We start from the raw sequence: 26,229 nt of genomic DNA on the forward strand, positions 1-26,229 counted from the left end.
ATGGAGCAGTCCGGTAGCTCGTCAGGCTCATAACCTGAAGGTCGCAGGTTCAAATCCTGCTCCCGCAACCAAATCAATCAAAGCCGTCCCTAAGGACGGCTTTTTTTTGTCAAAATCCCAAAAATACACAGACCAATTGACCTGAGCCCCTGATTATCCGCGTCTATAAGTTAGCCCGGTTGAGGTTTTTGCCTTCCTTTGACCGGTTAGCATATTCGCGTGGTGTTAGACCAGCCAGGCTCGTATGCGGGCGGTAATGGTTGAAGTTGATCCTCCAGTTTTCAATGATGTCCCGGGCGTGGCGATAGCTACGGAATTGATGTTTGTTGAGGCATTCATCCCGAAGTCGTCCGTTGAAGCTCTCGACAAAACCATTCTGCATCGGTTTTCCTGGCGCGGTGTAGTGCCATTCAACGCCACGATCCTGCTGCCATTTGAGCATGACGTTTGACGTGAGTTCGGTGCCGTAGCACGTCGGGAATAAGGGCATCGGAGACGAAGTCGAGGGACCAACGCTGATCGGCTGCCTGTGGCACCGTCATCGGGGCACGTGTTCCCAGGGCTCCCCTCCGCAAGGCCACAGTGCCACATCTCAATCAGACAGGGGGGGCGGGGACCGAAGTCAGGAGCGCCGGAAGCTTGAGTTTTCCGACGGCTATCACGGCGACGTGCTGGGGATGCCACCGGGGTCATGCATTGCGGTCGGGACGTTGTAACCGATCGCTGAATGAGGTCGTTCCACAGGAATCGGGAAGAAGGTGGCTCCCAGTCTAGCGGCTGTTCAACCGTCCAGGCCAGTAGGCCTCCAGGATTGCCGGGTCGGTCTCCATATGGCCGGCACCGATCAGTTGCAGGCAATAGGGAATTGCCGCAAAGACGGCGTTCAGGCAGACGTCGATGCTTGAAGGGGCTCCGGGCAAATTGAGAATAAAGGTCTTCCCGCGCGTTCCTGCGGTTTGCCGAGAGAGGATTGCGGTGGGGACATGTTCGAGACTGGCGCGGCGCATCAATTCGCCAAATCCGGGAAACTCCTTGGCGAGCACGGCGCGCATGGCTTCCGGTGTAAGATCGCGCGGGGAAGGGCCGGTGCCCCCGGTCGTCAGAACCATATCGACCGTCTCCCGGTCGCAAAGCGCGATGAGTTCGTCCCTGACCGTTTCGAAACCATCGGAAATGATCTTCCGTGAAATCTCCATCGGCGTGGTTACGGTTCTGCGTAGCCAGCTGTCGATCGCCGGGCCTCCAAGGTCCTCATAGGCGCCCCGGCTGGCTCGATCCGAAATTGTGAGAATGGTGATGCGCATGTCCTGACCTCCAGGTGTCGATCGCGTGCGTGCAATGGCAGACGTGCGGTTGAATTCGATGTGACGGCGTGTTCCGGCGGGTCAATCAGAGCCGCCATCATGATGGGACGTGCGGTGTCTTCATTGCCGTCTGGGAGCACGGCCCGTTGCCCGAAAAGCGTGTCAGCCATGGGCAGCCCTTGCGAGGGGCGCCTCGACCACAGCGGCACACCAGCGCAGAATGCCGGCCGTGTTTTCCGGCAGTTCGACCGACAGAGTTCCGGTGAAGCTGCGCCAGTCTTCCAGATATGGCGGGCGAACCGCGGTGAGAACGGGAATGTTCCTTTCCACCGCAGCTGCAATCAGTTGCCGGAAGCCCTGACCGTCCTGTTCTCCCTTGCCGAACCGGTTGAGCACGAGGAGGTCGGGAAAGGCGTCGAGTTCGCGCATGAGGCGCGCGGTGATCTCTGCGAGACCGCGAGGATCCAGGCGGCAGCCGCGCGAGGCCTTGCCCAGGGGCTGCGAAATTTCGATGCGTTCACCGGTTGAAAGGAGTTCGAGTCCCATGTCGGCGCAGCATGTATCGACAGCTTCGGCCTGCCGTTGCAATACGCCTGATACATGGTGGCCGTTGCGGCGGAGCGTTTCGCAGACATCTTGCAGGAGAACGTCCACGGCGCTGCCTCTGGTGGTGAGAACCGCGGCACAGATCGGTGTCGTTTCGGTCATCCGTCTTTCCTTCTCGATGGATGCGATCGGTTGTCCATTTCGTCGTCCGGAACGGGAGGAAGGGGACGCGCAGGGTCTTGTTGCCGCGGAGCCGCCCCGTTTCCGGTGAGGCCAGAATGCGTGTCGCTGCGGATTTCCTGTTGATCTTTGTCAAGCGTACAGGCGGTTGTCCGGAAAAAAAGCGCGCAGGGGATCAATATCAAAATACCCGGAATCCGATGGCAAGGGGCACGGTTGCATCCCACAAACCACTAGGGTACTTCTGCCAACCGAGGGCTTGATAAACATCAAGAGGACGAAGGCATGCGCACAACCGACATGGAAGTGGTCAGAGGACTGCCGCTGTTCCGCAGCATGAGCGAGCAGGCCTTCGACGATCTGGTGCAGGCCGCCTACGTCCAGAACTTTCCCGCTCAGCTGGACCTGATCCATGAAGGAGAACCGGCCGATTTCCTCTATGTCGTCCTGGAGGGTCGTGTCGAGCTCTACACCAACTGGAACGGGCGGTCGGCGACCATGGGGATGGTTTCCCCTGTCACGACATTCATTCTGGCCGCCGTATTGAAAGACGCGGTCTGCCTCATGTCGGCGCGCACCTGCGAACGGTGCAAGCTTCTGTTGATACCTGCGGCGAATGTGCGGGCCGCCTTTCATCGCGACGAGGCGTTTTCGCATGCGATCATCATAGAGCTTGCGGATTGTTATCGAACGGTCGTCAAGGCACACAAGAACCTGAAACTGCGCTCCGGTGTCGAACGTCTGGCCAACAAGCTGCTGCACTACCATACGGTTCAGGGCGGGACAGGCCGGATTGTCTTGCCCTATGACAAGAAACTGCTGGCCTCCATGCTGGCCATGACGCCGGAAAATCTCTCCCGGGCCTTCAACACGCTCAAACCCTATGGGGTTGAGGTCAATGGAGCGGAAATCACCTTCACTGATCTCAAGGGCCTCGAAACCCTGGCCAAGCCAAATCCACGCATCGACGACCGGCAGGTCTGAAAAGGCGAAATCCGGGAGGAAGGCCCCTGGCAGGACGGTGAGTCCGGCAGCCGGGGGACCGACCGAACGACCTGACCCGGCAGACACGCGGCCAGCTCGGTGCAGTATCATCCGTTCAGGCCGCCTTGGCATCCCTGGTTGAGCCGGCCGGAGAGCTGTCCGGCGGGCCGGCTTCCATCCGGCTCAGGTAGGGCCAGAAGGAAACGAGCCAAAGGCAGAAAGACATGGACCAGAGGCTCACGGCAATTCCGTGATAGGGGCCGGGCAGGTCCAGTCCGAAGTCCGGTGCTACGCGCAGGAAAGCCGACAGGCACAGGCAGAGCGCACCAAGCCGCACCCACCGCGACTGCCCGAGGGCCTGGCCGCTGTGCAGTTTTCCGGCGATGCAGTACACCGAATAGACCCCAAGTCCGAGTCCGCCGAGAAAGGCAAGATGCAGGCCGGTGACTTCCGCCCAGGGGGCGCCGAGCCTGGCGGCTCCGGCGAGCATCAGTCCTGTGCCGGCGAAGGCCGACGACCCCGCAAGCATCAGGATTTCCGACTGGAACGCCGCCCTGCCGATGAAGGCTTCTGCGACCCGATCGACGAAGGCCGCACCTGCCGCCATCAGGAGAAAGCCCGAGACGCCGGGACTGAGACCGGCAATGTCTCCCGCCATGGCGACGAAAACCAGCCCCGGCGCCAGGTTGAGACGTCCCGGATGGGGACGAAACGGCGAGGTTGCCTCGCTCGGATCGAGAATGTGGTTGGTCACCGGAACGCTGATGCGGCTCAGCGCCAGGCCGAGCAGACCGAGATAGGCCAAGCCGACCAGATGTAGGGCCCTTGCGGCAAACTCGACGTGGCCGTTCCAGAAGCCGATACGGACAGACAGGGTGCAGGCGATCAGGATCGCCAGCCACAGTGCGAAGGCAAGCAACCGGTCGGTCCTCTGCCGCCACGACAGTTTCAGAAGATAGACGAGGAGCACCGACATCCAGGCGAGATCCGCCACCGCTCCGGCGGTTCCCGGCCCGTCCCAGCCGGTCAGGCCACCCGCCCGCCCGGCGAGCCAGAGGGCTGCGAGGAGCCACAGGCCGCGGCCTCTGATCGGGCTGGTATCGGTCCATTCCGGCGCTGCCGTGGTCAGAAAGCCGATCAGGGCGGCGCCGAACGCGCCGACCAGCATTTCGTGACCGTGCCAGAGCTGGGGCGGCACGGTCGTGGCGAACGGAAGATCTAAGCCGAAGGCAAGCACCCAGAGAAATGGGGACAGGGCGGCGTAAACGGCTCCGAGCGTAAAAAACAGCCGGAAGCCCTCGTCCGCGAGCACGCTCCACAGGCCGGTCGGGATGGGACGGTCGCAGCTCTGGCACGCCGGGCCGCAGCTCATGTGATCTGCCTCTCATCGACATCGTGGATATGGCGGAACAGCGGATCGCTTGCGAGCGCCGATTGAACCCAGTCGAAATTCGTGGCGTCGGTCCGTTCGGCCGGTGCCGAGGGAAGGGGCCGGATGCCGAGAACGCCTTTGCCGTGACTGTCCAGGACCGCGATCCTGTCCGCCAGACGCGCGGCTTCCTGCAGATCATGGGTGATGAACAGTCCGGAAAGCTGGCCACCCGCGCAGGTGTCGATGACGAGATCCTGCATGCGGCGGCGAAGGGCGACGTCCAGCGCCGTGAACGGTTCGTCGAAATAGATGAAATCCGGGTGAACCGCCAGGGCGCGGGCGATCGCCACGCGCTGCTTCATGCCGCCGGACAGTTCAACGGGAAACTTCCGCAGGTCTTCCGGCAAGAGCGCGACGCGCGCAGCGGTATCGGCGATGCGGGCAGCTCTCTGCCGGCGTGGAACGCCGGCCAGCTTGAGGGAAAAGGCAATGTTGTCTTCGGCGGTTGCCCAGGGCAGTAGGGCCGGTTCCTGGAAAATCATCGTGTGACGGCGGTAGCCGCGCAGGACCCGTCCCGCGCGTGCCTCGATCAGATCCGCCGCGATATGCGACAGGGTGGATTTGCCGCAACCGGAGGGGCCAACGAGAGCGACGATTTCCCCCGTGGCGACCGCAAGATCGATCCCGTCGAGCACCGTCCGTCCGAGATAGGCATGCCCCACGCCTTGCAGGTTCAGCGCGTTCATCGCCTGATCCCCCAGGGCTGGGCCGCCCGCCGCCAGCGGTCGAGCTCGCCCTTGACCGGGTAGATGAGCGTGTATTCGACGGCGATCAGCAGGCCCACGGAAACGATGACCCAGGCAAGGGCGTTGGCGATATCGAGATTGGTGCGGGCGTCGGCGAGCGCGCCGCCGATGCCTCCGGCATTGGCAAGAAGTTCCGCCATGACCGCCACCTTGAAGGACGTCCCCAGGGCAAGCGCCAGGCCGGGAAACAGGGTGGTCGTCGTCTGGCGCAGCCCGACGGAGAGGAACCGCCTCAACGGCCCTGCTCCGAAGGCCTGGGCCATCCGGTCGAGACCCCGGTCCCGGGTCAGAATTCCGCGAGCCGCCCCCAGGAACACGACCGGCAATGCCGCGATCAGAATGACCGTGCGCACCGTTGCATCCGAACCGCCGAACCAGATCATGGCAAGCACGATCCAGGCAATCGGCGGAACTCCCAGGATGACGGTCACAAGCGGTGAGGCGAGGCGCATCGTGGCAGGTGAATAGCCCGCAACGATCCCCAGTCCTCCCCCCAGGAGCGCGGCCAGGGCGAATCCCGTGACGGCCCGCTGAAGCGTGGTCAGCGCAAGGGCCCAGGCACGGGGATCGGAGGCCAATGCGGCGGCGGCCTGCAGCGTTTCGACCGGGGAGGTCAGAATGAAAGGCCCATAGGCTTCATGACCTGCCTGCCAGACGGCGGCCAGGAGGCACATCGCGGCAAGTCCAGCCCAGCCGGACCACAGGAACTCCAGAACCCGGCCGATACGGTCGGCAAGGCGCGGGAGGAGAGTGCCGTGACGTCTTGTGGTCATTTGCGAAAGGTCTTCGAAAGTGAGCCGGTCGGCGGATGCGGCCGGCTCAGGTTCAGTCTTCTGTCACCTGCGCCCGCATGGCTGCGGGAGGCCGGGTGTCCTCACAGGTAGAAGCCGTCGTCCGGGAGCTTGCCGCCGATCCGGGCCTTGTTCTCGCCCGCCATGGCTTCGAGCATGCGTTCGATGTCGGCACGCGCCTCGCGCGCCGGCCGTGCCACAAGATTGCTGTGCGGGATGGACGCGGCCAGCAAGGGCGCGGGCAGTCCGAGCGGCTTGCTCGCATGGGTCGCTGCCTGAGACGGGGTTGCCAGGACCTCCGCCGTCGCGATGCGCAGCACGGTCAGGACATCCGGGAGCGAGGTGCCATGCGCCTCCAGAAACCCCTGGGTGACCGCCAGTCCCGCCTGCGGCAGGACGGGCGCTGCTCCGGTCATCTGGCCCCAGGCCGCCTGCAGGTCGATGACCCGCGTCACCGTCTTGCCGGCCTTGCGTCCGCGCAGGATCCCGGCCGTGGTCGACGGCTCGGCGGTGAGGGCGGCGTCAACCTGTCCGGCGAGCAGAAGCTGCATCGCTTCGATCGGCGTGCCCGCGTAGGCGATGTCCAGATCGGCTTCCGGATCCAGGCCGTTGTGCGCGAGAAGTTGCGTGAAAATGATCTCCGGCGTGTCGCCGCGGAAGGGGACGGCAACGCGCCGCCCCTTGAGGTCGGGAACCGAGCCGATGGTCTCGTCTTCGCTGATGACGTAAAGGAGACCATTGGTCATGACATTTGCGAGGCGGATCGGAAATCCCCGGTTGTAAAGGTTCGCGGCGGCCTGAACGGGCACGACCGACAGGCCGATTTCGCCGGATGTCAGTCCGGCGCGCAGTTCGTCCGGATTCCGCCAGACCGAGAATGTCGCCTCATCGGCGATTTCCTGAAACCCTCCATTGGCGACGGCGTTGGCGAGGGTTACCGAAGGACCGGCGGGCGGGCCGAAAAGCGAAAGTGTCCCGATCGTCTCCGCTTGCGCGGCGGCGGGCAGCAACGGAACGGCAACGCCTGCGGCCAGAAGGGAAAGCGCATTGCGGCGGGTCAGCAGGGGCTTGAAGGACATTTCATTTTCTCCGGAGTTCCCGGGTCTGGTGCGACATGCCATCGTTGCAGCCGCTCGCGATCAGGTGCTGCAGGACCGGGGATATGAGGAGCCGCTTTCGGGGCGGCAGGAATGGCTCGCACGAAGCTGGCTGTGGATCTCAGGCCGCCGGGGAGGGGCGTCCGAGGATGAAAATGGCGGCTCCAGCCATGCACAAGGCCTGAACACAAAGAACCGGCACAGAGACGGACAGGGCCAGACTGAGCGCGAAGACGCCCGCCATCATGGCGATCGACAGGAGTTTGAACCGCGGGGCAATCGCGCCGCTTTCGCGCCAGTCGGTTATGACAGGGCCGAATACAGGGTTGCTTTCCAGCGTCGCCTGGATCCGGGGGGCGCTTTTGCCGAAGGAAAAAGCGGCGAGAATGACAAAGGGTGTCGTCGGCAAGATCGGCAACACGGCCCCGAGCGCACCCAATCCCAGTGCGGATGTTCCCAGAAACAGCCAGAACGCGCGTCTTGCCGTTGGGACGGCTTCGTTCAGAAGGATTCTCAAGGCACTCGATTCCTTTAAGTGGAATATTATAGTCATAATTTAGCAGGCGGCGCACTGCGTTCATTTGACATTGGTCAAGTGAGGGGATTTTTCCGGCCGGGGAGAGGGCGTCTTCTGACCGGGAGGCGCGCGGGTCCGGGATGGCCCGACGCCATCAGCTGTCGGGGCAACCGGTCCAGCGTCGCAAGTGTCCTTCGGGATCCAGGCCTGCCGTGGCCAGGGCGCGCGCCGCGATCTGCCGGTTCATGTCGTCCAGGTCCGCAAGGCCGGAATAGAATGGCGGAACCGGTGGAAAGACGATGGCGCCCATGCGGGTGACCTTCAGCATGGCTTCCAGATGCCCTTCGTGCAGAGGGGCCTCGCGCGCGACAAGAACCAGCGGCCGGCGTTCCTTCAGGGTGACATCCGCCGCGCGGGCAAGCAGGCCCTCACCGGTCCCGTAGGCGATCGCCGCCAGACTGCGCATCGAGCAGGGCACAACGAGCATTGCCTCAGCCCTGAAGGACCCGCTTGCGATCGCTGCGGTCAGATCGGAGGGATGCAGGTCGTGCGTGGCAAGCGCATGGATCTCCGCGCGCGCCTGCGCACCCAGCTCATGGCGGATCGTCAGTTCGGCCCCCGCGGTCACCGTCACATGGCGGGCGATCCGCAAGTCCTTCAGGATCCGGAGTGTCTCCAGGGCAAGACCGGCCCCCGAGGCACCGGAAATTCCCACGACGACGTTTTTGTCTGCGCTCACCTGGCTGTTCCTTCCATGGCCGTCCCGCGCGAGATGGTGGCAAACAGCGCCTCGGCACGGGCATCCACATCGTCCGGCATGACCAGCCTGGCCGCGAAGGGCCGGGCTGTTTCGGAACCGACCTTGACCGTCGCGTCGATGCCGAGCTTGCCGCCGAGGCCGACGCGCGGACTGGCGAAGTCGAGCTGATCCACCGGGGTCCCCTCGAGCACGATCATGTCCCGCTCCGGATCCGAGCGGGTTGCGACCGCCCACATGACCTCATCCCAGTCGCGAAGGTTGATGTCCGGATCGACGGCGATGACATATTTGGTCATGGAGAACTGCGGCAGGAGCGACCAGAAGCCCAGCATCGCGCGTTTGGCCTGACCGGGATAGAGCTTGTCGATCGCCAGGATGGCCACCCGATAGGAGCAGGTGGCGGGAGGCAGGAAGACGTCAACGACCTCCGGCAGCGCCTGCCGCAGGATCGGCCGGAACAGATCCGTCATGGCCTCGCCGATGACCGAGGGCTCGTCCGGCGCGCGGCCGGTGAAGGTCGACAGATAGGCGGCATCATCGCGCATGCGCAGGCTTCGCAGCCGGAAAAGCGGGTAGGGCGCAGGGTCGTTGTAATAGCCCGTGTGATCGCCGAAGGGCCCTTCCAGAGCCGTTTCCCCGGGCTGCACCTCGCCCTCGAGAACGATTTCGGCGCTCTCGGGTACATGCATGTCGATCGTGCTGCAGGGAGAAAGGCGCACCGAGGCGTTGTTGAAGATCCCGGCAAGCGCGAGTTCGCTGATGTTGCCCGGCGCGGGCAGGACCGCGGCCAGCAGGGTTGCGGGATCGCAGCCGATCATGACGGCTACGGGCATCGCCTTGCCCTCGTCACGCCATTGCCGGTAATGGACGGCGCCGCCGCGGAAGGGGAGCCAGCGGACGATTGCGGTGTCCGGTCCCAGAACCTGCATCCGGTAGATCCCGAGATTGTAGCTGCGCGGATCGTCCGGCCCCGGCGGGCGGGTCACGACGACGCCCCAGGTGATCAGGGGGCCCGCGTCCTCCGGCCAGCAGGTCTGGACAGGCAGCCGGGTCAGGTCGGGCGCCACCGTCTTGAGCTTCCTGTCGAAGGATACCCGTTTCGGGCGGGTGTTCAGACCGGCTCTGGCAACGGGAAACAGCTTGCAGGTTTCGCGCAGGCTCGCCGGAGGTGAGGGTGCGCGCAGGGAGGCAAGGAATTCGCCGAGCGCCGGCAGGTGCTCCGGCGCCAGTCCCAGTCCGTTGGCGACCCGTTTGCGGGTGCCGAACAGGTTGACAAGAAGAGGTGCGGCAAATTGCTTCACGCCTGCTTTCACGGGTGTTTCCAGCAGGAGTGCGGGGCCGCCGCGTTCAATCGCCTTCCGGTGCAATGCGGTCGCTTCGAGCTCCACATCCACCGGGTCCCTGACATGCAGAAGTTCCCGGTTTTCGCCCAGGAAGGCGAGAAATTCCCTGAGATTGCGAAACGGTTGCAGGTCGCGGCTGGACATGAAGGGGACCGTTGGTTCGTGAAAGGCAGACATCGGAAACGCGCCTGCGGGAGCCGCCGGTATCCGGGAGCGGGATCTGAAGGGCCTTGATTATTGTCAAGAACTCCGCTTCGGGAGTCGGCATAGGGTCTGTGCCGGAAAGTGAGACCCCGCATGCAAGACCTACATACAAATCTCAGCCTCCCGCCCGTCGTTTCCACGCTGATCGAACCTCTTCCCAGGTCGCCGATCGAAGCGCTCCTGTCCGTGTTCACCCGGCGTCTGGTGGCCCGAAGACCGGACCTGCTGCGCCGGCTTGGCGCCGTCGTCCATGTGCCGATCGCGATCGTTCCCGACGACATGCCGCACGCCTTTCTTCTCTCGCTCGACGCAGACAACTCAAGGGTGGCGATCTGCGAAAAAAACGAGATCGGCGATGCGGAGGCGATCATACGGGCGCCGTTTCTGGTGTTGCTCGGTCTTCTGGACGGGACCTATGACGGCGATGCGCTGTTCTTCTCGCGCGATCTCAGGATTCAGGGCAGGACCGAATATGTTCTTGCGCTGCGAAATACGCTGGAAGAAGCCAATCTGACCTGCGGGGAGTTCTTCGGTCTTGCCGATGCGCCCGCCCGCTGGGTCGACGACATCACACGCAGCCTGCTTGCACAGGTCCGGCATTTCGCGTCCGTTTCAGCGGAGTGGAGCAACCGTGCTCCAGGGCGGCATTCGTGACTGTGATGAGCGGGAAGCGGATGGAACTGGTCTGTCCGGCGGGGACACCCGCCGCCTTGCGGGCCGCTGCCGATGCAGGCGCGGACGCGATCTATTGCGGCTTTGCCGACGAGACCAATGCCCGGAATTTTCCGGGACTCAATTTCTCGCCCGAGGAACTGTCCCGGGGCGTCGATTACGCGCATGGGCGGGGCGCGAAGGTTCTTGTCGCGATCAACACCTTCGCGCAGGCCGGAAGCACAGACCTTTGGAAAAACGCCGTCGACAACGCCGCTGATTGCGGCGCGGATGCGATCATCGCGGCCGATATTGCCGTTCTGGATCATGCCGCGACCCGCCATCCGGATCTTCGCCTGCATCTGTCCGTTCAGGCCGCGGCCAACACCCCGGAGGCGATCCGGTTCTACACCGAGACATTCGGCGTAAAACGCGTGGTCCTGCCACGGGTGTTCAGCGTCACCGAAATCGCGGCGCTGAACCGCGAGATCGATGTGGAAACGGAAGTGTTTGTTTTCGGCGGCCTGTGCGTCATGACGGAAGGACGCTGTTCGCTGTCGTCCTATGCGACCGGCAAGTCTCCAAATCTGACCGGCGTCTGTTCGCCGCCCGATCATGTTGACTACGCGGAAGACGAAGCAGGGCGAATGAAGGCGCGTCTGGGCGGCTTCACCATCGACTGTTTCGAACGGGGAGAGCCTGCCGGATATCCGACCCTCTGCAAGGGGCGGTTCTCCGCCCTGGGGCGCAGCGGTTATCTCTTCGAGGATCCGGTCAGTCTGAACGCCTTTGAACTGCTGGAAGAGCTTGCAAAGGCGGGTGTGACGGCGCTGAAGATCGAGGGCCGGCAGCGCGGCAAGGCCTATATCGCCGGTGTTGTGGGCGCGTTTCGCAAGGCGGTCGACGGCTTGTCCGGCGGCGCTGACGCGCGTGCCGCGATTTCCGCGTTGAAAGCCATGTCCGAGGGCGGGCAGCAGACGACCGGTTCCTACAGAAAAACGTGGCGGTAATACATGACGGTCGCATCTCCCATCGAACTTGCTCTGGGGCCCTGCCTGTTCAACTGGCCGGCGGACCGGCTCCTGGAGTTCTACAAGCAGATAGCCGCCGAAGCGCCCGTGGACCGGGTTTACCTCGGTGAGGTCGTGTGCGGCAAACGCATGCCGTATAACGATCCCGTCTGGCCGGACGCCATCGCGATGCTGACAGACGCGGGCAAGGAGGTCGTGCTTTCGACGCTTGCCCAGCCGGTCAACAAGCGGGAGAGGAACATCCTCGCCCAGCAGGCGGCCTATGACATGCCCATCGAAATCAACGACATGTCCATGCTGCCTGCCTGTCGGGGCCGTCGCTTCGCCGTCGGCCCGTTCCTGAATATCTACAATGAAGCCAGCCTGCGGTTTCTGGCGGAACAGGGGGCGACCAGCTGGTGTCCGCCTGTCGAGCTCCCGCTTGCCTCGATCCAGAAGATCACCGCGCTTGTTCCAGAAGTCGACACGGAACTATTTGCTTTCGGCAGATTGCCTCTGGCGCTGTCCTCCCGCTGCTACCACGCAAGGGCACATGGTCTGCGCAAGGATTCCTGTCAGTTCGTGTGTGAGAAGGACCCGGACGGGATGGACATTGCGACCCTCGACGGAACGCGGTTCCTGGCGGCAAACGGTATCCAGACCCTGTCCGATGCCTGTCACTATTCCGGTCTTTCCGGCGGACAGCTGAAAGCGACGGGCATAAGGCGTCTGCGCCTGTCGCCGCACTCGCTTGGCATGGTCGAGGTCTTGACCGTATTCCGGACGTTTCTGGATGGCGGCATCGATGCGCAGGAGCTGGAAGCGCGGCTGACCGCAATGAATTTGCCGGGCCCCCTGTGTAACGCTTATCTTTCTGGAGAACCGGGATGGAAGAAGACAGCCCTTCCTGCATGACCGACGACGTGGTGCCCCTGCGGGATTCCTGCTGTGACGTGGTGGACCAGATCCACCGCGAACTGGCGCGTCTCGACATGCCATGCACCTGCAAGACACAGCTGGACCGCACGATCGTCGCGATCGAGGTCTGGCGCAAACGGAAACGGCAGAAGGAACTGATCCGGACAATTTCCGCCGACTATGCGCAACTTGGTGCAGGAGTTGAATTCATGTCGGAACTCACCCGGATGGAAGAGCAGGCGCTGAGCCCGCAGGAAATGCACGACCATGCCGAGAGCCTGAAATTCCTCGCCGATCTTGCAGATCGCTGTGCGAGATATCTGACGGAACTGGCATCGATAACACCTTCACGATGACCGGTACGTCCTTTCCTGCAAGGGTCGGCTCGAACAGGCTCTGCCGCAGATCACCCCTCAGCTGACAGGAGAACAGGTTGGACGACGGACCTGAAAATGCATCCGCAAACGCGCTGGAGACACTGCCCGGCGATCTCATGATGTGGGTTCTGATCGTCAGCGAGTTGCTGGTTTTCGGGGCGGGGCTGGCGGCATTCCTGTCCGTCAGGATCACCGATCCGTCCGGATTTTCCCTGGCGCAGGCCAGGCTGTCCCCGACGGCTGCCGGCATCAACACCATTGTCCTGATCACGAGCGGGTTTCTGGCGGCTCGCGCACTGAACCTGCGGCTGCTGGCGCAACGGTCCGCGGCCCGCTGGCACCTGGTCGCGGCCATCGGACTGGGGGCAATCTTCATGGCGCTGAAGATCGACGAATATATGGAAAAGGCGGGAGAAGGCATTTCCACCGAGACCCATCCCTTCTTCACCTTCTACTACCTGCTGACGGGATTTCATGCGGCCCATGTCCTGGCCGGAATGGTCATTCTCGCTCTGGTCGCCTGGAAGGACGATCCGGGAGACATGGAGGCCGGAACGGCCTTCTGGCACATGGTCGATCTCGTCTGGGTTCTTTTGTTTCCCGTTATCTATCTTCTGGGGTGATCTGCGATGATCCGTGATGCCACGACACGTGCCTGGGTGATGCTCATGATGCTGAGCGCGGCATCCGTTATGGTTGCCCTGACGGATGGTGCGGGGTTCGGCGCCAGTAGTGCCGGTGCCGTCATCCTCCTGTTTGCCTGGATGAAGGCGCGGGTCATTCTCGCCCGCTACCTCGGTCTTTGGCAGGCGCCCGGCTGGCTGAGCGGCTTCAACTGGGTGCTGGGTCTCTACTGCCTGCTGTTGCTCGGCCTGTTTCTGGCTCCGGGTCTCGTCCGGTAAAAGCGGCTGACACTCCAATGCCGAACATGCGCGCTTCCGGCCGCAATCAACCTTGAAGTCAGTCGGTCATCCCTTGTGCCAGGCTTCGACGGGATCTTCCTCGGAAAAGGTCCGCAACCGTTCAATATCGTCGATTTCCGCGTGATTGCGGTTGACGCGCACTCCGGCGGACTTGAGACGGGCGAAGGATCGCGACAGGCTTTCGGGTTTCATGCCCAGACGGCCGGCGATCAGGAACTTGTCGTAGGGGAGGGTAACCTCGCACTGCCCTTTTTCCTGATCGCACAGTTCCAGGAGGAATTCGGCGACGCGCTGCGGGCCGGTCTGAGCCTTGAGCTGTTCCAGCTGCGAGACGAGCGAGTGCAGATGGGCAAAGGTGGACGCGATCATGGAGACGGCGATCTCCGGGTCTTTGCGCATGGCTTCCAGCAGCGCGATGCTCGGAATGCGCATCACCTCGCAGGACGTAACCGCTTCGGCCGAGACCGGGTAGGCCAGACCGCGGAAGGCGACCGCTTCGCCGAAGCTTTCTCCCCTGGTGAACACATTGACGATGGCCTCGCCGCCGTTGGGTGAAATCCTGTACAGCTTCACCCAGCCATCCATCACGATGTGAATCGCCTGAGCCGTTTCCCCCTGCAGGAACAGGGTCTTCCCCCTGTCGTAGGTCGACCAGCTGGACATGCTGAGAACCATTTCCCGGATCTGTTCCGGAAAACTCTTCAGCAACAGCGAGGTGCGGGCAATCTTTCTCTGGCGTTCGGTAGGCATTCCTTGTGACCCTTTCAGTCCACGCGACGGAACAGGCATGAGACATATAGTGATTTTGCACAATAGGTGAGTAGGGCCACTGACGATGTTTCACATGTCGATGTGCCGCAAGGCCGAAGGCCTGGGACAACGGGCCTGCAGCAGCCTGGCGGATGTCGGGCCGCACGCCCGCAGTCACGGTTTCAGGGCGAGGGGCGGATGCTGAAGCGCGCTTCGATGGCGCCTGAAACGGGGTCCCTGATCGTGGCCGAAGCGTCGACCGGATCAAGCGCTGTCCTGAATTCCGCGAAGCCGGCTTTCCGGAAAGGATGTCGGCAAAGCCTCTTTCCGAATTGCAGGCAATTGTTTCCAGGGGGCTCGCTTCGATCGTGGAAACCGGTGCCGATGGAGATGTTCGCCGGCAAGGCGAGGCGCCGGATTTCTCGCCATAGGATCCCGGAAGCGGTTGCTTCGGTCGCGTTTAAATAACAATTGGCATCTTGATAAATATCAAGAGCCTGATTGATCGGTATTTTCAACTGCTTGATGTTTCGATGGAATTGCCTCGACATGTGTGTCCGCATCATTTGTTTTGCTGCGTTTCCTGAGACATCTTGATCCAAATCAAGAGCAGCCGGTCCGAAGTCCTCAATCTCCTCAACGTGCTTGAAGAAAGCATGTCGCACACGCAGACGCGAGGAGGCAATTTCATGGACAGTACCGGGACCGTCCGCACCGCGGATCAGAACAGGGCCCTTGGACTGAGTACAATCGCATTTACGGCGTGTTTTGCCGTCTGGACGATTTTCTCGATCATCGGTGTCGCCATCAAGGCGGAGTTGGGGCTGAACGATACCGAGTTCGGCCTTCTCGTTGCCACACCGATCCTGACCGGGTCCGTTACGCGCCTGTTCCTGGGTGTCTGGACGGAAAAATACGGTGGCAGGCTGGTCTTTTCGGTCCAGATGATCCTGACGGCTCTGGCCACATGGGCACTCACGCTGGCAGACAGCTACATCATGTATCTGATCGCCGCCCTGGGCATCGGCCTTGCGGGCGGATCGTTCATCATCGGCGTTGCCTATGTCTCGCGCTGGTACGACGCAGGCCGTCAGGGCACGGCGCTGGGCATCTTCGGTGCCGGCAATGTGGGTGCCGCGGTGACAAAGTTCGTCGCCCCCTTCGTGATGGTCGCCTTCGGATGGCACGGCGTGGCCTACGCCTGGGCCGCGGGTCTGGCCATCATGGGCGTGCTGTTCTTTCTTCTGGCGAAAGACGATCCCGAACTGGTCGCGCGCCGCCAATCCGGTGTCCGGGCACCGTCCCTGGCCGAACAGTTCGCGCCCCTGAAGAATCTGCAGGTCTGGCGCTTCTCGCTTTACTACTTCTTCGCCTTTGGCGCCTTCGTCGCGCTGGCCCTGTGGCTGCCGCACTATCTGATCGACGTCTATAGCGTGAGCGTCGAGACCGCGGGCATGGCGGCCGCGTCCTTCAGCCTCGCCGCGTCGGTGTTCCGCGCCTATGGCGGCAAGCTGTCGGATCAGTTCGGGGCACGCAAGGTCATGTACTGGAGCCTCGGCTTCTCGACCATTCTGCTGTTCATGCTGTCCTACCCGGCGACCGACTATGTCATCCAGGGACGGAACGGTCCGATCGCCTTTTCCACGAGCATGGGTTTCTGGCCCTTCGTGATGCTTCTGTTTGCCCTGGGATTCTTCATGAGCCTGGGGAAGGCAGCTGTCTTCAAACACATTCCGGTCTATTACCCCCAACATGTGGGGGCCGTCGGCGGTCTTGTCGGGATGATCGGCGGACTGGGGGGCTTCGTCCTGCCCATCGTGTTCGGCACGGTCCTGGACCTGACCGGGGTCTATACCTCCTGTTTTGCCCTGTTGTTCCTGTTGGTTGGAGCGGCTCTCGTCTGGATGCACTTTGCCATCCAGATGATGGAACGCGAGGCACATGGCGTGTCGCGCGACGCCTTGCCGGAACTGGCCGAACTGGACGGCTTTCCGCTGCCTGAAACCGCCGGGGCGCCTCACACACTTGAGGAATGGGTGCCTGAAAACGCCGCCTTCTGGCAGGCCAGGGGCCGCCGGATCGCCCGCCGCAACCTGTGGATTTCCATCCCGGCGCTGTTGCTGGCCTTCTCGGTCTGGATGGTCTGGTCGATGGTGGTGGCGAAGCTTCCGGCAATCGGCTTCGACTTCACCACGACCCAGCTGTTCTGGCTTGCGGCATTGCCGGGCCTGTCCGGGGCGACGCTGCGGATCTTCTACAGCTTCATGGTGCCGATCTTCGGCGGACGGTTGTGGACGACACTGTCGACGGCTTCGCTGCTGTTGCCCGCAATGGGCATTGGCTATGCGGTCCAGGACGCCGAGACGCCATATCTCATCTTCCTGGTTCTGGCGCTGCTGTGCGGCCTGGGCGGCGGCAACTTCGCCTCGTCGATGGCCAATATCGCCTTCTTCTTTCCGAAAGCCGAAAAGGGCAATGCCCTGGCCCTGAACGCAGGTCTGGGCAACCTGGGCGTTTCGGTGATGCAGTTCCTGGTGCCGCTTGTCATCACGATGGGCGTGTTCGGGGCGATGGGCGGCGACCCGGTTACGCTGGAAGACGGCAGCCAGCTGTGGATGCAGAACGCGGGCTTCATCTGGGTGCCCTTCATCCTCCTGTCGACAGTCGCTGCATGGCTCGGGATGAACGACATCGCCGATGCCAAGGCCAGCTTCCGCGAGCAGGCGATCATTTTCACCCGCAAGCACAACTGGCTGATGTGCATTCTCTATACCGGCACATTCGGCAGCTTCATCGGCTATTCGGCAGGCTTCCCGCTGCTGACCCGACTGGCCTTTCCCGAAGTGAATGCGCTGCAATTCGTGTTCCTCGGGCCGCTGGTGGGGGCTCTGAGCCGGGCCGCCACCGGGTGGGTGTCCGACCGCTTCGGCGGCGGGCGTGTCACCCTGTGGGTCTTTGTCGCCATGATCGTCGCGGTCTTCGGTGTCATCACCTCACTGGGAGCGGGCAGCTTCACGGCATTCTTTGCCTGTTTCATGGCGCTGTTCTTCCTGACCGGGGTCGGCAATGCCTCCACCTTCCAGATGATACCCGCGATCATGGGGCGCGAAGTGCCGCGCCTGATGCCGGAACTGGATGCGGCCGAAAGCCGCCGCCAGGCGGAACGCGAAAGCGCCGCGATCATCGCCTTCACATCCGCCATCGCCGCCTACGGAGCGTTCTTCATCCCGCAGGCATATGGCACGTCGATCGCGATGACAGGCTCCGCCGTCGGCGCGCTGTGGGGCTTTCTGGTCTTCTACGTCATCTGCCTGGTGCTGACCTGGGTCTACTACGCGCGCCCGGGCGGGCTTCTCCATGACATCGAACGCGGTCGCGGCGCTGCCGCCGCCCAACCGGCCGAATAGGAAAGGAAACACCATGAGCCATCTGCTCGACAGATTGAACTTTCTGCAGCCCAAGGAACTCGAACAGTTTTCGGACGGGCACGGACAGGTCACTCGTGAAAGCCGCGACTGGGAGGATACCTACCGCAACCGCTGGCGGCACGACAAGATCGTGCGGTCCACGCACGGGGTGAACTGCACCGGGTCGTGCAGCTGGAAGATCTACGTCAAGTCCGGCATCGTGACCTGGGAAACCCAGCAGACCGACTACCCCCGCACCCGTGCGGATCTGCCCAATCACGAGCCGCGCGGCTGTGCCCGGGGAGCAAGCTACAGCTGGTATCTGTATTCGGCCAACCGGGTGAAAAATCCGCTGGTGCGCGGCCGGCTGATGAAGATCTGGCGCGAGCTGCGCAAGACGCTGGGCCCGATCGAAGCCTGGACCAAACTGCAGGCAGACCCGGTCCTGCGCGCCTCCTATGTCAAGACGCGCGGCAAGGGAGGTTTCGTGCGCGCCACCTGGGACGAGGCGACCGAGATCACCGCCGCCGCCAATGCCTATACGGCCAGGACCTGGGGCCCCGACCGCGTGTTCGGCTTTTCGCCGATCCCGGCCATGTCGATGGTCAGCTATGCCGCCGGCGCGCGCTATCTCAGCCTTCTGGGCGGCACCTGCCTGAGCTTCTATGACTGGTATTGCGACCTGCCGCCGGCGTCCCCGATGACCTGGGGCGAACAGACGGACGTGCCGGAGAGCGCAGACTGGTACAATGCCGGTTTTCTGCTGCTGTGGGGCTCGAACGTGCCGCAGACACGCACGCCGGATGCGCATTTCTACACGGAAGTGCGCTACAAGGGCACCAAGTCCGCCGTGGTCTCGCCGGACTATTCCGAGGCAGCGAAATTCGGCGATGTGTGGCTGAACGCCCGGCAAGGCACGGACGCGGCTCTGGCCATGGCCTTCGGGCACGTGATCCTGCGGGAATTCCATCTGGATCGCCAGGTCGACTATTTCGAGGACTATACACGCAAATATTCCGACTTTCCGATGCTGGTCAGGCTGGAGGAACAGGACGGCAAGCTGGTTCCCGGCCGGTTCCTGCGCGCCGACGATCTGGACGACAAGCTGGGGGAGGCCAACAACCCCGAATGGAAGACCGTCGCCTATGACGAACTCAGCGGGGGACTGGTCGCGCCGAACGGGTCGATCGGCTATCGCTGGGGGCAGGACGGTGTCTGGAACCTCGAGGAAAAGGCGAAGGATGCCCAGACCCGTCTTCGGAAGAGCTTTGTGCGCGAGGAAGATCACGATGAGGTTCTCGGCGTCGACTTTCCCTATTTCGGCGGCATGGCCGTCGGCCAGTTTGCCACCAACGCCGATCACCCGGATGTTCTGACCCGCAATGTCCCGGTGAAGGTGATCGAGACGAAGGAGGGCAAGGTCCGGGTCGCGACCGTGTTCGATCTTTTCTGCGCCAACTACGGTCTCGATCGCGGACTGGGCGGCGACTGGGTCACGAACGACTTTGCCAACGACATGCCCGGCACCCCCGCCTGGGCGGAAAAGATCACCGGTGTGAAGGCCGACAAGATCATTCATGTGGCGCGCGAATTCGCCTCCAATGCGGCAAAGACGCATGGCAAGTCGATGGTGATCCTCGGTGCGGGGATCAACCACTGGTATCACATGGACATGTCCTACCGCGGCATCATCAACATGCTGGTGATGTGCGGTTGCGTCGGTCAGTCCGGTGGCGGCTGGGCGCATTACGTGGGGCAGGAAAAGCTGCGTCCGCAGACCGGCTGGCTGCCACTGTGCTTTGCGCTGGACTGGAACCGGCCGCCGCGCCAGATGAACGGCACCAGCGCGTTCTATGCTCATACCGACCAATGGCGGTATGAGAAGATGACCGTGAAGGACATCCTGTCGCCGACGGCACCTGAAGGCGACTGGGACATCTCCATGATTGACTACAACATCCGTGCCGAACGGATGGGGTGGCTGCCTTCTGCGCCGCAGTTGAAAACCAATCCGCTGGAGGTGGGGAAGGCGGCGAAGGCGGCGGGCAAGGACATTCCGGCCTATGTCGCGGAGACCCTGAAGTCCGGCGAATTGCAGATGTCCTGCGAAGATCCCGATGCGCCGGAAAACTGGCCTCGCAACATGTTTGTCTGGCGCTCCAACCTGCTGGGATCGAGCGGCAAGGGGCATGAATATTTCCTCAAGCACCTGCTGGGCACCGACCATGGTGTCCTGGGAGCGGATCTGGGTGAGGAAGGCGGCCAGATGCCGAAGGAGGCGGTCTGGCACAAGGACGCGCCGCGCGGGAAACTGGACCTTCTGGTGACCATCGACTTCCGCATGTCCACCACGGCGGTCTATTCCGACATCGTCCTGCCCACGGCGTCCTGGTACGAAAAGGACGACATGAACACATCGGACATGCATCCGTTCATCCACCCGCTTCAGGCGGCGGTCGATCCGGCCTACGAATCCAGATCCGACTGGGAAATCTTCAAGTCTCTTGCCCGGAAACTGCAGGACATCGTCCCCGGCTATCTCGGCAGGGAGACGGACGTGGTGGCCGTGCCGACGTTGCACGACACGCCGTCCGAGCTTGCCCAGGACCAGGTGAGAGACTGGAAAAAGGGCGAATGCGATCTGATCCCCGGCAAGACAGCGCCCAATTACGTGCCCGTCGAGCGGGACTATACCGCGATCCATGACCGCTTTGTCACGCTCGGGCCCCTCATGGACAAGCTCGGCAACGGCGGCAAGGGGATCACCTGGAACACCGAGGATGAAGTCGAAAACCTTGGTGATCTGAACGGGCGGCAGCTGGACGGCTCCGCCGCTGGCCGGCCCAGGATCGACACCGGCATCGACGCCTGCGAAACGATCCTGATGCTGGCGCCCGAGACCAATGGCGAAGTCGCGGTCAAGGCCTGGCAGTCGCTGGAAAAGGCGACCGGGCGCGAACATGCCCATCTGGCCGAAGGTGAGCACCACAACAAGATCCGCTTTCGTGACATCGCCGCCCAGCCGCGCAAGATCATCTCCAGCCCCACGTGGTCGGGCATTGAATCGGAGAAAGTCAGCTACAACGCCGGCTATACCAACGTGCATGAACTGATCCCGTGGCGGACGCTGACGGGCCGGCAGCAGCTCTATCAGGATCACCTGTGGATGCGGGCCTTCGGCGAAGGCTTCATGTCCTACCGGCCGCCGGTCGACCTGAAGTCGGTGACGGAGGCGGTGAAGGACAAGGGCGACACTCTGGTCCTGAACTTCATAACGCCGCACCAGAAATGGGGCATCCATTCCACCTATACCGACAACCTGCTGATGCTGACCCTGAACCGGGGCGGGCCGGTGGTCTGGATATCGGAGGTGGACGCGGCAACCGCGGGCATCGCCGACAACGACTGGATCGAGGTGTACAACGTCAACGGCGCGCTGACGGCCCGGGCCGTTGTGTCCCAGCGGATCAAGAAGGGCACCACCTTCATGTATCACGCCCAGGAAAAGATCGTGAACACGCCGGGGTCGCAGAAGACCGGCAATCGCGGCGGCATCCACAATTCCGTCACGCGCACGGTGCTGAAGCCGACCCATATGATCGGCGGCTATGCCCAGCAATCCTACGGTTTCAACTACTACGGCACGGTCGGCGCGAACCGGGACGAATTTGTCGTCGTGAGAAAGATGAACAAGGTCGACTGGCTTGACGCCGAGAAGCCGTACCAACCCGCTCAGACGGAGGCCGCAGAATGAAAGTCCGCGCACAAATCGGCATGGTGCTGAACCTCGACAAATGCATCGGGTGTCACACCTGCTCTGTCACCTGCAAGAACGTGTGGACCAGCCGCGAGGGGGTCGAATACGCATGGTTCAACAACGTCGAAACCAAGCCCGGCCTTGGCTATCCCACGGACTGGGAGAACCAGAAACGCTGGAAGGGTGGCTGGGAGCGTACCAGATCCGGCAAACTTCAGCCCAGGCAGGGCGGCAAGTGGCGGATCCTGGCGAATATCTTCGGCAATCCGAACCTGCCGGAAATCGACGATTACTATGAACCTTTCACCTTCGACTACGACCACCTGAAATCGGCGCCCGAGATGGAGGCCTTTCCGACGGCCCGCCCGCGTTCGGTCATCACCGGCGAGCGGATCGAGAAGATCGAGAAAGGTCCGAACTGGGACGAAATCCTGGGCGGCGAATTTTCGAAGCGGTCCGGGGACTACAACTTCGAGGGCATTCAGAAGGAGATCTACGGGGAATACGAAAACACCTTCATGATGTATCTGCCCCGGCTGTGCGAACACTGCCTGAACCCGGCCTGCGTATCGTCGTGCCCCTCGGGCGCGATCTACAAGCGCGAGGAGGACGGCATCGTCCTGATCGACCAGGAAGTGTGCCGCGGCTGGCGCATGTGCGTGTCCGGCTGCCCCTACAAGAAGGTGTATTACAACTGGTCCACCGGCAAATCCGAGAAATGCACCCTGTGTTACCCGCGGATCGAGTCCGGCAACCCGACGGTCTGTTCGGAAACCTGCGTGGGGCGTATCCGCTATCTGGGCGTGATGCTCTATGACGCCGACAAGATCGAGGAAGCGGCCAACATGGAGGACGAGCAGGATCTCTATGATGCCCAGCTCGGCGTTTTCCTGGACCCCAACGATCCGGCGGTCATCGAGGCGGCGCGTGCCGACGGCATTCCCGAGGACTGGATCAAGGCGGCGCGCGAAAGCCCGATCTGGAAAATGGCGATGGAGTGGAAGGTGGCCTTTCCGCTGCATCCGGAATACCGGACGCTGCCCATGGTCTGGTATATCCCGCCGCTTTCGCCCATCCAGAATGCCGCCGAGGCCGGCAAGATCGGGCTTGACGGCGCCATGCCCGACGTCCGCAACCTGCGTATTCCGGTGCGTTACCTGGCCAATATGCTCACCGCCGGCGATGAGGAACCCGTGATCAGCGCTCTGGAACGGATGCTGGCGATGCGGTCCTACATGCGTTCGAAGACCGTGGAGGGTGTCATCGACGAAGGCATCGCCGAGCGCGTCGGCCTGAGCGGCCGCATGATCGAGGACATGTACAAGATCATGGCTCTGGCGGATTACGAGGACCGTTTCGTGATCCCCACCACCCATCGCGAACAGGTCGAGGACGCCTATGACCTGCGCGGGGGCTGCGGATTTACCGACTCCAACGGATGTTCGTCGGGCATTTCGACGGGATCCTTGTTCGGCGGGTCCAGAAAACCCCTCAAGATGCCTTCGGAGGTGCTGTGATGGACCCCCAACTCCAGGATCGCACGCTCAAGGCCCTGTCGCTGGTCCTGAGCTACCCGACACGGGAATTGCAGAAGGCCATGCCGGAGATCGGTGCCGTTCTGGCCTCCGACACGCGGCTGACCGCCGCCGAGCGGCGGGCATTGCGCCCGCTGGTCGAGGAACTGGCCAGTCGCGACATTTACGATCTCGAGGAGCAATATGTCATGCTCTTCGACCGGTCGCGCACCCTGTCCCTGAACCTGTTTGAACATGTCCACGGCGAAAGCCGGGATCGGGGAGGGGCGATGGTGTCGCTGGTCGAAACCTACCGTGCGGGCGGGTTCGATCCGGTGACACCGGAGCTTCCGGACCATCTTCCGGTCCTGCTGGAGTTCCTTGCCACACGTCCGTTCACCGAGGCCCGCGAAACCCTGGCGGATGCGGCGCATATCTTCACCGCCCTGATCGGCCGGCTTTCGCGGCGCGAAAGCAATTATGCGCCGGTGTTCGGAGCGTTGGTGCAACTGTCCGGGGTGAAGGCAGACAAGGAAGCGGTGGCAGAAATGCTCGACCGGCCCGACGACGATCCCAACGATCTTCAAGCGCTTGACGAGGTCTGGGAGGAAAGCGAAGTGCTGTTCGGTCCCGATCCGAATGCCGACTGCCCGCAAGTGCGCGACATGCTCGCCAAAATGGATCCCCCCCAGACGCCCGCGCCGATGCTTCGGCCGGCGGCTGACTGACGGAGGCTCAGATGCATACCTTCATTTTCGGAATCTATCCCTATATCGCCCTGACCGTGCTCGTGATCGGCAGTATCGTTCGTTACGAGCGCGATCCCTTCACCTGGAAAACGGAGTCCAGCCAGCTGTTGCGCAGCAAACGGCTGATCGTCGGGTCGATCCTGTTCCACATCGGCGTTTTGACGATCTTCTTCGGGCATGTTGTCGGCCTGCTGACGCCCATTCCGCTGCTGGAAGCGCTGCATGTCGGCCACGAGTTCAAGCAGATCCTGGCAATTGTCGTAGGCGGGGCCGGGGCCGTATCGGCGCTGATCGGCGGTTTCATCCTGCTGCACCGCAGGCTGTCGGATCCGCGCATCCGCAAGACCTCCAGCACGATGGACATCGCGATCCTGTCGCTGCTGCTGTTTCAGCTGGTGCTCGGGACCCTGTCGATCTTCGTTTCCCTTGAGCACATCGATGGCAGCGAAATGATCAAATTCATGATGTGGGCGCAGGGCATCTTCACGCTCGATCCGAACGCCGCCAGCTATACCGAAGGCACCTCGTGGATCTTCGAGCTCCATATCCTGACGGGTCTGACGATCTTCGTCCTGTTCCCCTTCACCCGGCTGGTTCACATGCTGTCGGGCATCTTCGTACCTCTGCGATACCTGTTCCTGCGTCCCGGGTATCAGATCGTGCGGTCCCGCCGTCAGACGACGCCGGCGCAACGGCGCGCCTCCACTCAAACTCCGGCGGAGTAGCGATCATGGCAGAACCGCTTCGAACAGTCGTAAGCCACAACGGCAAGGCTCTGGGAGGGCAGCAAACGGCTCCCAGGACCGCGGAAACCTCCCTGGTCGTCAACGGCGAAAAGGTGCCGCATGCCGTTGTCGCCGCCGAAACGCAGAACCACGAGGCCCCGAAGGGAAATCCCGGCATCGCCTGGCGCAAGGCCGCCAATGCGGTCGCCATCCGGACCCTGTTGCTGCAGGAAGCCCGGTCGCGCGGGATCGTGGCGGACCCGCAGGAAGTGGGCCCCGGACGTTTCGAAACCGAGGAAGAAGCCCTGATCCGGGGTCTTCTCGAACGGGTCATCGACGTTCCACTGCCTGACCAAAGCGACATTCGCCTGGAATGGGAGAAGAACCCGGCCCGCTTTCGGGCGCCGCCGCTCTGGGAAGTGTCGCACATTCTGTGCGCCTGCGATCCCCGCGATGAAGCCGGCCGGACAAAGGCGCTGGCACGTGCCGCCGGAATCCTTGAAGTGGCCCTGGGCGATCCGAAAGGGTTTGCGTCGCTGGCGGCGCGCGAAAGCGATTGCGGGTCGAAGGCGTCGGGCGGGGCGCTGGGACAGCTGGGACCGGGAGACACGGTCCCCGAGTTCGAGGCCGCCCTGCGGCAGCTTGCCGAAGGCGAGATCACCGCAGAGCCCGTTCTCACCCGTCATGGCTATCACATCATCCGGATGGACGCCCTGGGAGAAGGGCAGGTCCTGCCGTTTGAAGCTGTGCGGGAAAAGATCGCCGAGGCCATGGAGAAAACCGCCTGGGCCAGACAGGCGCGTCGGTTTGTCGATCAATTGGTGAAAGCTGCGGAAATAGAAGGCGCTGACTTGAACATGGGCTGATCGGGAGGAAAGCCAATGACTGGGGAGGCTGGACGAGGTTTGGCCGCGGCAGGAGGAGAAACCGCCAGACTTGGAGCATTGGAAAACCCGCTGGACTTCCTGGCCGAAGATCATGCGCGCGAACGGGAGGTCTGCGCGCTGATCGACAGGCTGGCTGCCGGGGCAGCGGTCGATGACGGCGAGCGCCGCATGCTTCTGGCTTTCCTGAACGAACAATTGCCGCATCATCTCGCGGATGAGGACATCGACCTCTTCCCCCTGATGCGGCAACGCTGCACGCCCGACGAGGACATTGATCGGGTGATCCGGCAGCTTCTCGCCGGACACGGGGCAACGCGCTCGGATGCGCCTGCCATAGCCGACCTGATCGAAGCCAAGGAAAGCGGGCAGGCGGCGTTTTCTTGGAAGATGCAGGTGCGGATGACAGAATTTGCGCGTCATGCGCGGCAGGACATGATCGTCGAAACCGCGATCATCCTGCCTCTGGCGCGTGCCCATCTGACCGGACACGATCTTGCGACACTGAAAACCCGCATGTTGCAGCGGCGCAACTCAGGGGCGTGATTGGGGAACTCGGGGCGTTGAGCGGCCTGCTGTCGAGCAATAGGCCTTGGTCCGAGCAGATTTCCGGGGAACTCCTCTACGGTCGTTCCTGTCGAGAGGCGTATGTAGCCCCTG

General features: G+C 62.6%; 25 protein-coding genes and 1 pseudogene. 14 read left to right on the plus strand and 12 right to left on the minus strand.

The genetic code is table 11. The features are described from left to right. Positions 1–163 precede the first annotated feature (163 nt). The 3 genes and pseudogenes from DCO57_RS06175 to DCO57_RS06185 form a co-directional block, all read right to left on the minus strand. Positions 164–572 (minus strand): annotated as a pseudogene (locus tag DCO57_RS06175) (transposase); the annotation flags it as partial. 198 nt (positions 573–770) lie between these two features. Beyond that, entirely contained in the window at positions 771–1,304 is a 534-nt protein-coding gene (mog, locus tag DCO57_RS06180) for a molybdopterin adenylyltransferase (RefSeq protein ID WP_116698007.1), read from the minus strand. 162 nt (positions 1,305–1,466) lie between these two features. Then, a complete protein-coding gene (locus DCO57_RS06185; RefSeq protein WP_116698008.1) occupies positions 1,467–2,012 on the minus strand; it encodes a DUF2478 domain-containing protein in 546 nt (181 codons plus the stop codon). Positions 2,013–2,315: 303 nt separating this feature from the next. Here DCO57_RS06185 and DCO57_RS06190 point away from each other — a divergent pair, with 303 nt between their 5' ends. Further along, positions 2,316–3,014 carry a cyclic nucleotide-binding domain-containing protein gene (locus DCO57_RS06190; protein ID WP_116698009.1) on the plus strand — a complete coding sequence of 233 codons (699 nt, stop codon included), beginning with the start codon at positions 2,316–2,318 and terminating at the stop codon, positions 3,012–3,014. A 115-nt stretch (positions 3,015–3,129) separates the two neighbouring features. On the opposite strand, the gene DCO57_RS06195 is transcribed toward DCO57_RS06190, so the two are convergent. From DCO57_RS06195 to DCO57_RS06225, 7 genes are all read right to left on the minus strand, one after another. After that, complete coding sequence (locus tag DCO57_RS06195) at positions 3,130–4,386, minus strand: NnrS family protein (RefSeq protein WP_116698010.1); 1,257 nt, start codon at positions 4,384–4,386, stop codon at positions 3,130–3,132. After that, positions 4,383–5,132: an ATP-binding cassette domain-containing protein gene (locus DCO57_RS06200; protein ID WP_116698011.1), complete on the minus strand. Its 750-nt coding sequence runs from the start codon at positions 5,130–5,132 to the stop codon at positions 4,383–4,385. Before DCO57_RS06200 ends, DCO57_RS06195 begins: the two co-directional genes overlap by 4 nt. After that, a complete protein-coding gene (locus tag DCO57_RS06205) occupies positions 5,129–5,965 on the minus strand; it encodes an ABC transporter permease subunit (protein ID WP_116698012.1) in 837 nt (278 codons plus the stop codon). Before DCO57_RS06205 ends, DCO57_RS06200 begins: the two co-directional genes overlap by 4 nt. Before the next feature lie 101 nt (positions 5,966–6,066). Next, positions 6,067–7,062: an ABC transporter substrate-binding protein gene (locus tag DCO57_RS06210; protein ID WP_116698013.1), complete on the minus strand. Its 996-nt coding sequence runs from the start codon at positions 7,060–7,062 to the stop codon at positions 6,067–6,069. A gap of 139 nt (positions 7,063–7,201) precedes the next feature. After that, entirely contained in the window at positions 7,202–7,597 is a 396-nt protein-coding gene (locus DCO57_RS06215; RefSeq protein ID WP_208977834.1) for a YbaN family protein, read from the minus strand. A gap of 154 nt (positions 7,598–7,751) precedes the next feature. Beyond that, entirely contained in the window at positions 7,752–8,336 is a 585-nt protein-coding gene (locus DCO57_RS06220; protein WP_116698015.1) for a UbiX family flavin prenyltransferase, read from the minus strand. Continuing rightward, positions 8,333–9,844 (minus strand): UbiD family decarboxylase, encoded by a 1,512-nt coding sequence (locus DCO57_RS06225; protein WP_116698222.1) that lies wholly within the window; start codon positions 9,842–9,844, stop codon positions 8,333–8,335. Before DCO57_RS06225 ends, DCO57_RS06220 begins: the two co-directional genes overlap by 4 nt. Positions 9,845–9,997: 153 nt before the next feature. Between DCO57_RS06225 and DCO57_RS06230 the strand changes: the two genes are divergently transcribed. The 6 genes from DCO57_RS06230 to DCO57_RS06255 all read left to right on the plus strand — a co-directional run bounded on the left by DCO57_RS06230 (position 9,998) and on the right by DCO57_RS06255 (position 13,762). Then, a complete protein-coding gene (locus DCO57_RS06230; RefSeq protein ID WP_116698016.1) occupies positions 9,998–10,558 on the plus strand; it encodes an SCP2 sterol-binding domain-containing protein in 561 nt (186 codons plus the stop codon). Between the two features lie 5 nt (positions 10,559–10,563). Further along, on the plus strand, positions 10,564–11,565 hold the full coding sequence (locus DCO57_RS06235) for a peptidase U32 family protein (RefSeq protein WP_244287900.1): 1,002 nt from the start codon (positions 10,564–10,566) through the stop codon (positions 11,563–11,565). Between the two features lie 3 nt (positions 11,566–11,568). Beyond that, entirely contained in the window at positions 11,569–12,480 is a 912-nt protein-coding gene (locus DCO57_RS06240; RefSeq protein WP_116698018.1) for a U32 family peptidase, read from the plus strand. Further along, complete coding sequence (locus DCO57_RS06245) at positions 12,453–12,839, plus strand: hypothetical protein (protein WP_116698019.1); 387 nt, start codon at positions 12,453–12,455, stop codon at positions 12,837–12,839. The genes DCO57_RS06240 and DCO57_RS06245 overlap by 28 nt, the downstream gene beginning before the upstream one ends. A 77-nt stretch (positions 12,840–12,916) precedes the next feature. Then, positions 12,917–13,483 (plus strand): cytochrome c oxidase subunit 3 family protein, encoded by a 567-nt coding sequence (locus DCO57_RS06250; protein ID WP_347876550.1) that lies wholly within the window; start codon positions 12,917–12,919, stop codon positions 13,481–13,483. Between the two features lie 6 nt (positions 13,484–13,489). After that, entirely contained in the window at positions 13,490–13,762 is a 273-nt protein-coding gene (locus tag DCO57_RS06255) for a cytochrome C oxidase subunit IV family protein (RefSeq protein WP_116698020.1), read from the plus strand. Between the two features lie 66 nt (positions 13,763–13,828). Here DCO57_RS06255 and DCO57_RS06260 read toward each other — a convergent pair whose 3' ends face one another. Together DCO57_RS06260 and DCO57_RS06265 are read right to left on the minus strand one after the other, a co-directional pair. Next, complete coding sequence (locus tag DCO57_RS06260) at positions 13,829–14,533, minus strand: Crp/Fnr family transcriptional regulator (protein WP_116698021.1); 705 nt, start codon at positions 14,531–14,533, stop codon at positions 13,829–13,831. A 182-nt stretch (positions 14,534–14,715) separates the two neighbouring features. Continuing rightward, entirely contained in the window at positions 14,716–15,084 is a 369-nt protein-coding gene (locus tag DCO57_RS06265; RefSeq protein ID WP_133192634.1) for a hypothetical protein, read from the minus strand. 138 nt (positions 15,085–15,222) lie between these two features. On the opposite strand from DCO57_RS06265, the gene DCO57_RS06270 reads away from it, so the two are divergent. From DCO57_RS06270 to DCO57_RS06300, 7 genes are read left to right on the plus strand one after another with little or no spacing between them, the layout of a single operon-like run. Next, positions 15,223–17,940: an MFS transporter gene (locus DCO57_RS06270; protein ID WP_116698224.1), complete on the plus strand. Its 2,718-nt coding sequence runs from the start codon at positions 15,223–15,225 to the stop codon at positions 17,938–17,940. Between the two features lie 13 nt (positions 17,941–17,953). Then, entirely contained in the window at positions 17,954–21,694 is a 3,741-nt protein-coding gene (locus tag DCO57_RS06275) for a nitrate reductase subunit alpha (protein WP_116698023.1), read from the plus strand. Continuing rightward, positions 21,691–23,214: a nitrate reductase subunit beta gene (narH, locus tag DCO57_RS06280; protein WP_116698024.1), complete on the plus strand. Its 1,524-nt coding sequence runs from the start codon at positions 21,691–21,693 to the stop codon at positions 23,212–23,214. Before DCO57_RS06275 ends, narH begins: the two co-directional genes overlap by 4 nt. After that, complete coding sequence (gene narJ / locus DCO57_RS06285; protein ID WP_116698025.1) at positions 23,214–23,939, plus strand: nitrate reductase molybdenum cofactor assembly chaperone; 726 nt, start codon at positions 23,214–23,216, stop codon at positions 23,937–23,939. The genes narH and narJ overlap by 1 nt, the downstream gene beginning before the upstream one ends. An 11-nt stretch (positions 23,940–23,950) precedes the next feature. Further along, positions 23,951–24,685, plus strand: a complete 735-nt coding sequence (gene narI / locus DCO57_RS06290) for a respiratory nitrate reductase subunit gamma (RefSeq protein ID WP_116698026.1) — start codon at positions 23,951–23,953, stop codon at positions 24,683–24,685. A gap of 5 nt (positions 24,686–24,690) precedes the next feature. Next, on the plus strand, positions 24,691–25,551 hold the full coding sequence (locus DCO57_RS06295; RefSeq protein WP_116698027.1) for a peptidylprolyl isomerase: 861 nt from the start codon (positions 24,691–24,693) through the stop codon (positions 25,549–25,551). A gap of 39 nt (positions 25,552–25,590) precedes the next feature. Beyond that, positions 25,591–26,115 (plus strand): hemerythrin domain-containing protein, encoded by a 525-nt coding sequence (locus DCO57_RS06300; RefSeq protein WP_165814659.1) that lies wholly within the window; start codon positions 25,591–25,593, stop codon positions 26,113–26,115. The last annotated feature ends 114 nt before the right edge of the window (positions 26,116–26,229 follow it).

The organism is Labrenzia sp. 011 (genome assembly GCF_003075075.1).
Taxonomy (GTDB): Bacteria; Pseudomonadota; Alphaproteobacteria; order Rhizobiales; family Stappiaceae; genus Roseibium.